The 13,204-nt window shown below is 51.2% G+C and carries 13 protein-coding genes; 12 read left to right on the top strand and 1 reads right to left on the bottom strand.

Features of this window, described 5'->3' with window-relative positions:
- Nucleotides 1-12: 12 nt before the first annotated feature.
- From atpA to ACO0LC_RS00390, 11 genes are all read left to right on the top strand, one after another.
- Nucleotides 13-1,554: a F0F1 ATP synthase subunit alpha gene (gene atpA / locus ACO0LC_RS00440; protein WP_162044016.1), complete on the top strand. Its 1,542-nt coding sequence runs from the start codon at nucleotides 13-15 to the stop codon at nucleotides 1,552-1,554.
- A gap of 29 nt (nucleotides 1,555-1,583) precedes the next feature.
- Nucleotides 1,584-2,453 (top strand): F0F1 ATP synthase subunit gamma, encoded by an 870-nt coding sequence (gene atpG, locus ACO0LC_RS00435; protein ID WP_422999508.1) that lies wholly within the window; start codon nucleotides 1,584-1,586, stop codon nucleotides 2,451-2,453.
- 30 nt (nucleotides 2,454-2,483) lie between these two features.
- Nucleotides 2,484-3,890, top strand: a complete 1,407-nt coding sequence (gene atpD, locus ACO0LC_RS00430) for a F0F1 ATP synthase subunit beta (RefSeq protein WP_186945797.1) — start codon at nucleotides 2,484-2,486, stop codon at nucleotides 3,888-3,890.
- Nucleotides 3,891-3,964: 74 nt separating this feature from the next.
- Entirely contained in the window at nucleotides 3,965-4,387 is a 423-nt protein-coding gene (locus ACO0LC_RS00425; protein WP_422973703.1) for a F0F1 ATP synthase subunit epsilon, read from the top strand.
- A 97-nt stretch (nucleotides 4,388-4,484) separates the two neighbouring features.
- The gene (locus tag ACO0LC_RS00420; protein ID WP_422999506.1) at nucleotides 4,485-4,901 is read left to right on the top strand and encodes a CoA-binding protein; all 417 of its coding nucleotides are present in this window, start codon (nucleotides 4,485-4,487) and stop codon (nucleotides 4,899-4,901) included.
- A gap of 34 nt (nucleotides 4,902-4,935) precedes the next feature.
- Entirely contained in the window at nucleotides 4,936-5,760 is an 825-nt protein-coding gene (locus ACO0LC_RS00415) for a PPK2 family polyphosphate kinase (protein WP_422999504.1), read from the top strand.
- Nucleotides 5,757-6,521, top strand: a complete 765-nt coding sequence (locus ACO0LC_RS00410; protein WP_422999502.1) for an SGNH/GDSL hydrolase family protein — start codon at nucleotides 5,757-5,759, stop codon at nucleotides 6,519-6,521. The genes ACO0LC_RS00415 and ACO0LC_RS00410 overlap by 4 nt, the downstream gene beginning before the upstream one ends.
- A gap of 360 nt (nucleotides 6,522-6,881) precedes the next feature.
- On the top strand, nucleotides 6,882-7,964 hold the full coding sequence (gene hemE / locus ACO0LC_RS00405) for a uroporphyrinogen decarboxylase (protein WP_422999500.1): 1,083 nt from the start codon (nucleotides 6,882-6,884) through the stop codon (nucleotides 7,962-7,964).
- Nucleotides 7,965-8,467: 503 nt separating this feature from the next.
- A complete protein-coding gene (locus ACO0LC_RS00400; protein WP_422999498.1) occupies nucleotides 8,468-10,504 on the top strand; it encodes a primosomal protein N' in 2,037 nt (678 codons plus the stop codon).
- A gap of 79 nt (nucleotides 10,505-10,583) precedes the next feature.
- Nucleotides 10,584-11,135, top strand: a complete 552-nt coding sequence (locus ACO0LC_RS00395; protein ID WP_422999496.1) for a gamma carbonic anhydrase family protein — start codon at nucleotides 10,584-10,586, stop codon at nucleotides 11,133-11,135.
- An 82-nt stretch (nucleotides 11,136-11,217) separates the two neighbouring features.
- Nucleotides 11,218-11,658 carry a GNAT family N-acetyltransferase gene (locus tag ACO0LC_RS00390; RefSeq protein ID WP_422999494.1) on the top strand — a complete coding sequence of 147 codons (441 nt, stop codon included), beginning with the start codon at nucleotides 11,218-11,220 and terminating at the stop codon, nucleotides 11,656-11,658.
- A 12-nt stretch (nucleotides 11,659-11,670) separates the two neighbouring features.
- On the opposite strand, the gene ACO0LC_RS00385 is transcribed toward ACO0LC_RS00390, so the two are convergent.
- Nucleotides 11,671-12,138, bottom strand: coding sequence for a hypothetical protein (locus ACO0LC_RS00385; RefSeq protein ID WP_422999492.1), 468 nt, complete (start codon nucleotides 12,136-12,138; stop codon nucleotides 11,671-11,673).
- A 214-nt stretch (nucleotides 12,139-12,352) separates the two neighbouring features.
- Between ACO0LC_RS00385 and ACO0LC_RS00380 the strand changes: the two genes are divergently transcribed.
- Nucleotides 12,353-13,180, top strand: a complete 828-nt coding sequence (locus ACO0LC_RS00380; protein WP_422999490.1) for a L,D-transpeptidase — start codon at nucleotides 12,353-12,355, stop codon at nucleotides 13,178-13,180.
- Nucleotides 13,181-13,204: the final 24 nt, after the last annotated feature.

Raw genomic sequence — 13,204 nt, 5'->3', positions numbered from 1 at the left:
TTAGGAGTTAGTATGCAACTCAACCCATCTGAAATCAGCGAGCTGATCAAGAGCCGGATCCAAGGCCTTGGCGACACAGCTGAGATTCGCAATCAAGGTACGGTTATCTCCGTTACCGACGGTATCTGCCGCATTCACGGTCTGTCTGACGCGATGCAAGGTGAGATGCTGGAATTCCCAGGCAACACATTTGGTCTGGCGCTGAACCTGGAACGTGATTCCGTTGGTGCCGTTATCCTGGGTGACTACGAACACATCTCCGAAGGCGATACAGTTAAATGTACCGGCCGTATTCTGGAAGTGCCTATCGGTCCTGAACTGCGTGGTCGTGTGGTTAACGCGCTGGGTCAGCCTATCGACGGCAAAGGTCCTATCAATGCAAAACTGTCCGCGCCTATCGAAAAGATTGCGCCTGGCGTTATTGCACGTCAATCCGTTTCTGAACCTATGCAAACTGGCCTGAAGTCTATCGACTCCATGGTACCGGTTGGTCGTGGTCAGCGCGAATTGATCATTGGCGATCGTCAAACTGGTAAAACAGCTGTTGCGATCGATGCCGTGATCAATCAAAAAGGTCAAAACGTTACTTGTATCTATGTAGCGATTGGTCAAAAAGCTTCTTCCGTTAAAAACGTTGTGCGCGCTCTCGAAGCCCACGGCGCCATGGAATACACCATCGTTGTTGCTGCTACTGCTGCTGAATCTGCAGCAATGCAATACGTATCCGCCTACTCCGGTTGCGCGATGGGTGAATACTTCCGTGACCGCGGTCAAGATGCACTGATCATTTATGATGATCTGTCCAAACAAGCTGTTGCTTACCGTCAGGTATCCCTGTTGCTGCGCCGCCCACCAGGCCGCGAAGCTTACCCAGGTGACGTATTCTATTTGCACAGCCGTTTGCTGGAACGTGCAGCACGTGTTAACCCTGACTACGTTGAAGCTTTCACCAAAGGTGAAGTTAAAGGTAAAACTGGTTCTTTGACAGCATTGCCTATCATTGAAACTCAGGCTGGTGACGTTTCCGCTTTCGTTCCTACCAACGTAATTTCGATTACTGACGGTCAGATCTTCCTGGAAACATCCCTGTTCAATGCAGGTATCCGTCCAGCGATTAACGCTGGTATCTCGGTTTCCCGCGTTGGTGGTGCAGCACAGACTAAAGTTATCAAAAACCTGTCCGGCGGTATCCGTAATGACTTGGCACAGTACCGTGAATTGGCAGCGTTTGCCCAGTTCGCTTCTGACCTCGATGAAGTAACACGCAAGCAGCTCGATCGTGGTGCCCGCGTGACTGAATTGTTGAAGCAAGCTCAATACGCTCCACTGTCTATCTCCCTGATGGCCGTTACTCTGTTCTCCGTGAACAAAGGCTTCCTGGATGATGTACCGGTCAAGCAAGTGCTGGCATTCGAAGCAGGCGTGCACAATTTCATGAAAACGAGCCATGCAGCATTGCTGCAGAAGATCGAAGAAACCAAGCAACTGGACAAAGATGGCGAAGCTGCCATGGCTGCCGCAATTGCTGATTTCAAAAAATCCGGCGCCTATTAATTTACTGTAGCTAGAAGGAGTCAATACTCATGGCTGCAGGCAAAGAGATACGTGGCAAGATCAAAAGCGTAGAAAATACGAAGAAGATCACAAAGGCGATGGAAATGGTCGCCGCATCCAAAATGCGTAAAGCGCAAGACCGGATGCGTGCGGCTCGCCCGTACAGTGAAAAGATTCGTACCATTACGGCTAACTTGTCACAGGCCAACCCAGAGTACACGCATCCTTTTATGGTGCAACAGGATCAGTCCAAGAAAGTTGGCGTGATTGTTGTAACGACAGATAAAGGTTTGTGTGGCGGTCTCAACACTAACGTGTTGCGTCTGGTCACCAGCAAAATGCGTGAACTCGAAGGTAAGGGTTCAAAGATAGAAGCGGTCGCAATTGGTAATAAAGGTCTCGGCTTCCTGAATCGCGTAGGTGCGCAAGTGGTTTCCCATGTCACACAATTGGGCGACACTCCTCACCTCGACAAACTGATAGGTCCAGTCAAAGTTTTGCTGGATGCGTATCAGGAAGGCAAGCTGGATGCGGTTTACCTGAGTTATACAAGATTTATCAACACCATGAAGCAAGAGCCGGTGATGGAGCAGTTGTTGCCCCTGACAGCGGACAAACTGGCGACAGAAAAACATGCCCATACCTGGGACTATCTGTATGAGCCAGATGCAGCAACCGTGATTGATGAATTGTTGATACGTTATGTAGAAGCACTGATTTTCCAGGCTGTAGCGGAAAACATGGCATCTGAACAATCGGCCCGTATGGTGGCGATGAAATCAGCAACTGATAACGCAGGTAACGTGATTGGCGAACTGAAACTGGTTTATAACAAAACCCGTCAAGCCGCCATTACCAAAGAGCTCTCCGAGATCGTCGCCGGCGCGGCAGCGGTCTAAACTGAATTTAAATATTAAGAAGGAACGAACATGGCTAATGGCAAAATCGTTCAGTGTATCGGCGCTGTTGTGGACGTTGAATTTCCACGCGACGCGATGCCTAAGATTTATGACGCCTTGAAAATGGAAGGCTCCGAACTGACATTGGAAGTTCAGCAGCAATTGGGTGACGGCATCGTCCGTACCATTGCTCTGGGTACTTCTGATGGTCTGCGTCGCGGCATGACTATTTCCAACACTGGCAACCCTATCATGGTACCAACCGGCAAAGCAACGCTGGGCCGCATCATGGACGTACTGGGCAACCCTATCGATGAATGCGGTCCTGTCAGCCACGAGCAGACAGCATCCATCCACCGTAAAGCCCCTGCTTACGACGAACTGTCCCCATCCCAGGAATTGCTGGAAACCGGTATCAAGGTTATTGATCTGGTTTGCCCATTCGCTAAAGGTGGTAAGGTCGGTCTGTTCGGTGGTGCGGGTGTAGGCAAAACCGTTAACATGATGGAACTGATTAACAACATCGCCAAGGCACACAGCGGTTTGTCCGTGTTTGCTGGTGTGGGTGAGCGTACTCGTGAGGGTAATGACTTCTACCACGAAATGGCTGACGCAAAAGTGGTTGATCTGGAAAATCCAGAAAACTCCAAAGTTGCGATGGTGTACGGTCAAATGAATGAACCACCAGGTAACCGTCTGCGCGTTGCTCTGACAGGTTTGACGATCGCTGAAGGTTTCCGTGACGAAGGCAAAGACGTTCTGTTCTTCGTGGATAACATCTACCGTTACACACTGGCCGGTACTGAAGTATCCGCTTTGCTGGGTCGTATGCCTTCCGCCGTGGGTTATCAACCTACACTGGCTGAAGAAATGGGCCGTCTGCAAGAGCGTATTACTTCCACAAAAACTGGTTCCATTACGTCCATTCAGGCCGTATATGTTCCAGCGGATGACTTGACCGATCCATCTCCAGCAACAACATTTGCTCACTTGGATTCCACCGTTGTTCTGTCCCGTGACATCGCTTCCCTGGGTATCTACCCTGCGGTTGATCCACTGGATTCAACATCCCGTCAGCTGGACCCACAAGTGGTTGGTGTAGAGCACTATGAAACAGCCCGCGCTGTTCAAGGTACTTTGCAACGCTACAAAGAATTGCGCGACATTATCGCGATTCTGGGTATGGATGAATTGGCTCCTGAAGACAAACTGCTGGTCGCACGTGCACGTAAGATGCAGCGTTTCCTGTCTCAGCCTTTCCACGTTGCTGAAGTGTTTACCGGTGCTCCAGGTAAATACGTTTCCTTGAAAGAAACGATCCGTGGTTTCAAAATGATCGCTTCCGGCGAACTCGATCACCTGCCAGAACAAGCGTTCTACATGGTCGGTACTATCGACGAAGCAATCGAAAAAGCGAAAAAACTGGCTGCTGCTTAATTAATAAAGCGCACTGGCGGTGCGACTGAAGTGGTCGCACCATAGCTTTTTTGAGCGAATAATAAGGGTCCAACATGGCACACACTATTCACGTTGACGTGGTTTCCGCAGAAGAGCTGATCTTCTCCGGTGAAGCCGAATTCGTCGCGTTGCCGGGTGAGGCTGGTGAATTGGGTATCTATCCGAAACATACACCACTGATTACCCGCATCAAGCCGGGCGCGGTGCGCATCAAGGTTCCAGGTAAAGCTGAAGACGAATTTGTATTCGTCGCCGGTGGCCTGCTTGAAGTGCAACCGAATGCAGTGACAGTTTTGGCCGATACCGCGATTCGCGGTCAAGATCTGGACGAAGCCAAAGCCAATGAAGCCAAGAAACTGGCAGAACAAGCTTTGGTTAATCGTGATTCCAAAATTGACTATGCGCAAGCACAGGCAGAATTGGCTTCTGCGATCGCCCAATTGGCAGCGATACAAAGATTGCGTCAAAAGCGTTAATTTCGCTGCGAAAATTTTTTCGCGACGAAAGCAGTACAATGGAAAGGCAGCTCAGGCTGCCTTTTTGTTTTTCCTTGAATGATGAGCAAAGCCGCCTATGACCTTGGAACAAGACTTGATTGCCGAAATACTGAGCAAAAGTAAAACCATCGCCGTTGTCGGCCTGTCCTCAAAAACTGCACGGCCCAGCCATGGTGTGGCTGCCTATATGCAGGCGCATGCTTATCGCATCATCCCGGTCAATCCGCGCGAAGCAGGGAATGTGATACTAGGTGAGTATTGTTATCCTGACCTGATCATTGCAGCGGCAGAACACCGTATTGATATCGTCGATTGCTTCCGCAATGCGGCTGATATCCCTCCCATCGTCGAAGAGGCCATACAGATAGCCGCGCCTTATCTGTGGATGCAGTCAGGCATCGTCAATACAGAGGCTGCTGCCTGGGCAGAGGCCGCCGGTATCAAAGTAGTCATGGACAGATGCATCAAGATAGAACACCGTATACGTCTGTAGCACAACAAACCAGAGTCAACATGAAAGGGATAGCATGACGATAGCCGAACAGTTTCGCGTCACTAAGGAATTCCAGGTCAAAGACGCGAATGCGAAAAAGAAACTGCTGGGTGCATCAGACGATGACAAAAATGGTGGCAAGGCCGCCGATAAACTTTTGACCCTGAAGCTGGCTGAGCAAATTGAAGATCTGCAAAACCTCTTGTATGCAGAGCATAACCGCAAAGTGCTGGTCATCCTGCAGGGCATGGATACCTCTGGCAAAGATGGCACGGTCAAAGGTGTATTCGGGCAAATCAATCCCCTGGGGGCGCGCACGGTGGCATTCAAAGCCCCCAGCAATGATGAAAAAAGTCACGACTATTTGTGGCGCGTCCACAAAGAAGTGCCGGGCAAGGGTGAGATTACCATTTTCAACCGCAGTCATTATGAAGATGTCTTGATTACCCGCGTGCATGACTGGATAGACCAGGCAGAATGCAAGCGCCGTTATGCGCAAATCCGCGACTTTGAACGCATGCTGGCCGAAACCGGCACGGTGATACTGAAATTCTTCCTGCATATTTCCAAGGCCGAGCAAAAAGCCAGGCTGGAAGAGCGTCTGGCTGATCCTGACAAGCACTGGAAGTTTGATACCCAGGATCTGGTAGAGCGCAAATACTGGGAAGCATATCAAGAAGCGTATGAAAATGCCTTACTGGCAACAGACGCCGATCATGCGCCCTGGTATGCCGTGCCGTCTGACTCCAAGACCCAGCGTAATCTGGTGATTGCCAGCATAGTGCAAGAGAAATTACTCAACCTGAAACTAAAATACCCACCTGGCAATCCTGAATTCAGCAAGCTCAAGGTGGAATGAAGTTCAGCTATTTACCTGAGCTGGTCGCGGCACCGCTGTATCCCCTGCTGGCCTGGCAGGGGAGGCGTACACGTGCTGTGACACCGCGCCTGCCAGAGGCCAGTGACCTCGCCTATGGCGTATGTGTCTCTGCTAGTGCGCCTGTGGATAAGTTGCGGGTGTTGGGCATAGGAGAATCTCCAGTTGCAGGGGTTGGCGTCGCCAATTATGAAGAAGCCATCACTGCACAACTGGCAAACGCCCTGGCGGGCAAGCTGTATGCCACTGTGGAATGGCAGGCTCTGGGGCAAAACGGCGCACGCCTGTCGTGGGCCAGGCAAGCTTTAGCTGCATTCCGCCAGACGCTAGCCCAGGCATCGCCAGCCTGGGATGTGATTTTGCTCGCCTTTGGCGTCAATGATACAACCAGCTTTTGTTCCGCCAGGAGCTATAGGGCAGAGTTACAAAGCTTGCTGGACGAGTTGCAGACTATGTTGGGACCAGCAGGTTTTGTCATATTGGCTGGCGTGCCACCTATGCAAGTTTTCCCCGCCTTGCCTAGCCCTTTGCGCCAGATCCTGGGCATGAAAGCGCGCGTTCTGGATCAAATAAATCGCGACATGGCAGCATCCCGACAGCAGGTTTTGCATTTACCGTTTACCGCGAAACTTCAAGATGCGCGCCAGATGGCCGAAGATGGCTACCATCCGTCGGCACTTGGCGTCAGTATTTGGGCGCAAGAATTAGCGAAAACATTTCTGCAAAATCGTCAAGAAAAATAATCGAGATCTGCTACTTATGCACAATTTAGCTTGCATGCTATTTATGCACAAAAATCGATAATTATTAGAAATCAGTAATCACTATCAATAGAATCAATGACTTACATAACATTCCTGTTAACCGAATTTAAAATTAATCAGTAAACTGGCATTCTGTCATTTCTATCCACAAAGTTATCCACAGTTTATTACTGGAAATTTTGCTGAAAATTGCGTCACTTGTTGCAGATCATATGCCTATCCTGCGCGCATAGGCGATAATGTCGCTTATACAGCAATAGCCTGCGTAATTTGACAATGTCATTAGATGTGCAGATGCGTGAGCATATGCGCGCAGCCTCACAGAAAGCCTTTATATCCATGAATTTTGCCCCACTCAAAAACGATACTTTCCTGAGAGCCTTGTTGCGCCAGGAAACTGATTACACACCCTTATGGCTGATGCGCCAGGCTGGTCGTTACTTGCCAGAATACCGCGCTACCCGCAAAGGCGCGGGTTCTTTCCTGAGCCTGGCCAAGAACCCCGGTTTCGCCACTGAAGTGACTTTGCAGCCGATAGACCGTTATGGCCTGGATGCCGCGATTCTGTTCTCGGACATTTTGACCGTGCCAGACGCCATGGGCCTGGGCCTGTACTTTGAAGAAGGTGAAGGCCCGAAGTTTGAGCGTCCGCTGAAAGATGAAAAAGACGTCATGGCACTCAAAGTGCCGGAAGCGGGCAGCCTGCAGTATGTATTTGATGCTGTAACGCAAATCCGCACCGCGCTGGATGGTCGTGTACCACTGATCGGTTTCTCCGGCAGCCCATGGACACTGGCTTGTTATATGGTCGAAGGTCAGGGCTCGCGCGACTTTCATACCGTCAAGAGCATGATGTACAAGCGCCCAGACCTCATGCATCACATCCTGCGTACCAATGCTGATGCGGTAGCGACTTATCTGAATGCGCAAATCGATGCAGGCGCCCAGGCCGTGATGATCTTTGACAGCTGGGGCGGGGCGCTGGCTGATGGGGCGTATCAGGAGTTCTCGCTATCTTATATGCGTGATATCGTCAGCCAGTTGCAAAAAGAAAAGGATGGCCAGCGTATTCCCGCCATCGTTTTCACCAAAGGCGGTGGCCTGTGGCTGGAACAGCTGGCCGATATCGGTGCAGACGCCCTGGGCCTGGATTGGACCATGAACCTCGGCCAGGCTCGTGCCAAAGTCGGCGACAAGGTCGCCTTGCAGGGCAATCTTGATCCGGCAGTATTGTTTGCTGAGCCAGAACAAATCCGCCAGCAAGTGATTGCCACACTGGATAGTTATGGCAAACCTGCGGCTGGTCATGGCCATGTATTTAACCTGGGTCATGGTATTTCGCAATTTACCCCGATTGAGTCAGTCAGCGTGCTGGTCGAAACGGTGCATGAATATAGCCGCAAGCAACGTCTGTTAGCATAAGTCACACAATTTAATTGCCAGTTTGTTTGTGCAGACTGGCTGCTCAGGCAGTATTGTTGCTGGGCTGATAGGCAAAGTCTGTATATTTAGCCACTGGCAAAACAACAAGTGCTGGAGATGCTTGTCATTGCGTTATGTTGCTCTGCAAAACATAGTACTGGCGTGCTTTTCCAGCCAAAATGCTGTGGAAAACCAATGGATTAGCGCTAGTAAAATTTTGCATTTCTATGCACATTTTCTGTCACTTATGCACAAAATCGGGGCGACAAAAAATATTTTCAAAAATATTTTTTTGTCGTCCAGCATTTTTTCTAAGTCATTGATTTTAAAAGATTAAATTCTTGGCTCTGAGACAGGCCATTTTGCCGAAACCCACGTAAACGCTAGCGAAAACCGATGTCAATAGACCTTTCTCCACAAAGTTATCCACAGAAACTGTGGATATGTCAAAAAGCCTTATGAAATCAATAGTTAGCGTCGATTTTCATGTTCAGATTTAGATCGTGAAACAAGTTTATTTACGCGTTGCCCTCGATACCCCTCTTGACAGCACCTTCGATTATCGGTGGACAGCACAAGAAGAGGGCGGTATCAATGCGGACCTGCCCCAGATTGGGCAGTTGGTGGCTTTGCCGTTTGGCCGCCAGGAAGTCGTCGGCCTGATCATGGATGTGGTGAGCGAGACAGATGTCCCGCCCGCCAAGTTGCGTGATGTCATTGCCGTCAGACATGAACTACTGGCCATGAACAAGGAATGGCTGGCACTATGCCAGTTCGCCGCCGAGTATTATCAGCGTCCGATAGGCGAGGTGGCGATACCTGCATTGCCCAGGAACCTCAAAGCCATCAAGACGGTATCCCTGCAGCGTGCCATCAAGAAGCTGGCCAAATTGCCTGAGCAGGCTGATGTCAGCCCGCTGGGTGAGCCGCAATTAAATCCCGAGCAACAGGCAGCTGTCGATGCGGTGGCCCAAGCTGAGGGCTATGCTCCGCATCTCTTGTTTGGCGTCACCGGCAGTGGCAAGACGGAAGTGTATTTGCAGACCGCCGCCAAAGTCCTGGCAAAAACCCCGGATGCCCAGATCCTGATCCTGGTACCAGAAATCAATCTGACACCACAGCTGGAATCCCATATCCGCGCCCGTTTTCCCGGCCTGATGCTATCTACTTTGCACAGCGGCATGGCGGAGGGTGAGCGCCTACTTCACTGGTTGGCCGCACATACTGGGCGTGCCCGTATCGTACTGGGTACTCGCCTGGCGATGCTGGCATCCCTGCCCAGGCTGAAGCTGATCATTATTGATGAAGAGCATGACCCTTCCTACAAGCAACAGGAAGGCCTGCGTTATTCCGCCCGTGACCTTGCTGTATGGCGGGCTCGCCAGCTCTCCATCCCTATCTTGCTGGGCTCTGCGACGCCTTCGCTGGAAAGCTGGCAGGGCGCGCAGACTGGCCGCTACCGTTTGCTGGAATTACGCGAACGCGCAGTCCAACGCGCGGTTTTGCCCATCATACGCATCATCAATCTGGAAAGAGAAAAGCCTAGCGAAGGCCTGACACAAAGACTAACAGCGGCAATCAAGCTGCGTCTTGAGAAGGGTGAGCAATCACTCCTATTCCTTAACCGGCGTGGTTATGCACCTGTGCTGGCTTGCGATGCCTGCGGCTGGATCAGCAATTGCACCCGTTGCACTGCCCATCTTGTCTTGCATAAAGGCGATCACAGGCTGCGCTGTCACCATTGCGGTCTGGAACAACGCATACCTCGCTCATGCCCGACTTGCGGCAATATCGACCTGCAACCTTTGGGCCGCGGCACCCAGCGCATGGAAGAAAGCCTGGCCTTGCTTTTCCCCGAGGCAAGAGTGTTTCGTATCGATGCCGACTCTACCCGCCTCAAAGGCAGTGCCGCCGCCGCCTTTGAACGCGTGCATGCCGGTGAAGTCGATATCCTGATTGGCACCCAAATGGTGGCCAAGGGGCATGACTTCAAACGCCTGACCCTGGTGGCGGCGCTCAATCCAGACGCTGCCCTGTTCTCGCAAGATTACCGCGCCAGTGAACGCCTGTTTGCCCAGCTCATGCAGGTCGCAGGCCGGGCAGGGCGGGCTGCACAAAAAGAGGGTGGCAATGCATCCGAGGTACTGGTACAAACCCGCTACCCTGACCATCCGCTCTACCATGCGCTGATGTCACACAATTACCCCGACTTTGCCAAAGACTTGCTGGATGAACGCCAGCAAGCCCATATGCCACCCTTCATGTACCAGGCTTTATTGCGGGCAGAAGCCAAAGAGCTGGAAACTGCCATCACCTTTTTGAAAGAAGCTGCGCTCTGTACCGAGCATCAGGGCATCATGATCAATGACCCCATCCCCATGACCATGACGCGGGTGGCCAACGTCGATAGGGCACAATTGCTGGTTGAATCAGTCTCGCGTCCGGCGCTGCAAGCCTTTGTCAAAGCCTGGATAGCTGATTTACGCGCCATGAAAAGCCGGGTCAGGTGGTCGGTGGAGATTGATCCTGTGGATATCTAAGTATTTGTCCACATGGGCTTGGCGATATCGATCAGTTAAAATTGCTGCTCAAACTCATCACTGAACACCTTACAGCACCATGCCACTCAGCCCTTACCTGAACACCTTCCCTGAAGTATCTGAAAATTGCTACATCCACCCCGGCGCCCAGCTCATAGGCGACGTACAACTGGGGCCGGACAGCTCTGTCTGGTGCAACGCTGTCTTGCGTGGCGATGTGAATCACATACGCATAGGCCGTAGCAGCAATTTCCAGGACCTGGCCATGGGCCATGTCTCACATAAGAATGCCAGCAAGCCCGCCGGTTCACCGCTCATCATTGGTGACTATGTGACGATTGCCCATTCTGTCATCCTGCACGGCTGCAATATAGGCGATGAATGCCTGATAGGCATGGGCAGCATCGTCATGGACGATGTCGTTATCCACAAGCATGTCATGCTGGGTGCGGGCAGCCTGGTGCCACCGGGCAAGGTACTGGAAAGCGGCTATCTGTATGTAGGTCGTCCGGCAGTCAAGGTGCGGGCCCTGACGGCGGAAGAAATCAGCTATTTCAAATATTCAGCCGAGCACTATGTACGCATCAAGAATAATTACCTGGCCAGCGCGGTAGCCCAGCCATCGGAATGAACTTGAAAACGGTTTTGTGGTCTGAACCCGGCAAACCATTTTTGAGAGATTTTCAAGCACCCAAGCACAAGGACAGGATGGCATGAACGCAACACAGACGGGCGAATACTGGATCACCACAGACAGGGACAAGATCGATATTGACCTGGTCCATCAATTCCTGACGACTGAAAGCGGCTGGGCCACCGGCATTTCACGACCTGTAGTAGAGGAATCCCTGCGCAATTCCCTGTGTTTCAGTATCTTCCAGCAAGAGCGCATGGTAGGTTTTTGCCGCATCATCACCGACATGGCCACCTTTGGTAACCTGGTCGACGTCTTTGTCGTCACTGATATGCGCGGCAAGGGTCTTTCCAGATTGCTCATGCAAGAAGTCATGGCCCACCCGGTTGTCAGCAAGTTACGCCGCTTCACGCTATCGACCAGCACAGCCGCTGGCCTGTATGAAAAGTTCGGTTTTACAGCACTGAGCAAGCCTGAAAATTTCATGGAAGTGTATAAGCCCAGGATCTACCTGGACTGAATCCACAACACTTTACTGCGCAGGCTGGTAATTCAATTCTCCGACATTGCTAGCCTCAAAATACATCATCATCTGACGTTGGCTGCCTTTTTTGATATCAGTCAGCTTCTTGATGATCTGGTCAGCGCGCTTCACATTGTCATGGTAGTGTGCTTCGACTTCGAAGCGACCTTCAGGCAGAGCCAGGAATAACCATGGACCATCCATAGCGGTGCTCAGTAGCACGGACTTGGTTTTTTCATCTCTGACAATGATCTTGATATCTGCCAGGTAAGCACCGGATTTATTGGCGACAGTACGCAGCCAAAAATTATACTGACCGGTTTGCTGCTGCAATTCTTCCCTCTCTGAGCTGCCTATGCCACCAGATACGCAGGTGATGCCCTTTTGCGAGCAATCTTTACCAGCCGCCATAGTTGAAGCACCCGACAACAGGGAAAACAAAAGGGGGACTATCATCATCAAGTTGTACAGCTTCATAGCATGCTCCTGGCTTGTCAATATTGAGCTTGTAAATGAATATAGGCATTCTGGCATTCGACCACTTGAGATGAGTCAAAGTTGCAACAAATGCGTGCCAGTATGCTGTAAAGCTTGTCGGCTGGCATGAAACTGCGGCATATTGAAACTATGCACTTATCCACATGCAGATGTGGATGCCTGTGTACCGATCAGACTCTTTCTTTATGCCAACATGCTTTCATCCCTGCTCAAACCTACGCTCGCCATCATGGTGGCACTTGCCTTTGCCGTACCAGTCCAGGCGTTGGAATCGGCCCTGAGCTTGAAAGATATCTATGCCAGCACGGTAGAACAACAAGTCCAGCCCGCAGCGGAAGACTTGCAAAGCTATATAGACCAGATGGCGACCGCGCTGGCCAGTAGCAATATCAGCAACTTGCCTTCCCAATATATCTTGCTGGTAGACCGCAATCCCAAAGTCCAGGTCGCCATGCTGTTCTGGCTGGACCAGGAAGGGCAGTACCAGTTGATTGGTGCTTCGCCTGTATCAACAGGGCGCATACCGGGTTTTGAACACTTTGAAACGCCAACCGGTGTATATGCCCATAGTCTGGCCAATCTGGATTACCGTGCCGAAGGCAGTAAAAATAGCAAGGGCATACGCGGTTATGGTGCCAAGGGCAGGCGGGTCTTTGATTTTGGCTGGCAAAAGGCTAAAAAAGGCTGGGGCGATAAAATCATTGCTGACATGCGTCTGCAAATGCATGCCACCGACCCCGGCATCCTTGAGCCACGCCTGGGCACAGTGCAATCCAAGGGCTGTGTGCGCATACCAGGGACTTTGAATTTCCTGCTCGACCATTATTCGGTACTCGATGCTGACTATGTACAGGGGCTGGCAGAAGGCAAAAAATTCTGGGTACTCGATAAAAACCGCCAGGACAATCCCTGGGCGGGTCGCTATATGGTCATTGTCGATAGCGGCAAAGAACAAAAACCGGAATGGGCGGCCTATACAGCACCTGCGCCTGCTGCACGCAAAGCGGTGAAAGCTTCCTGAAGTTTTTTAGAGCGGGCGATAGTG

Origin of the sequence: Undibacterium sp. JH2W (assembly GCF_049340425.1) — a bacterium.
GTDB lineage: Bacteria > Pseudomonadota > Gammaproteobacteria > Burkholderiales > Burkholderiaceae_D > Undibacterium.
This window is presented reverse-complemented; position numbering and strand designations above follow the sequence as displayed.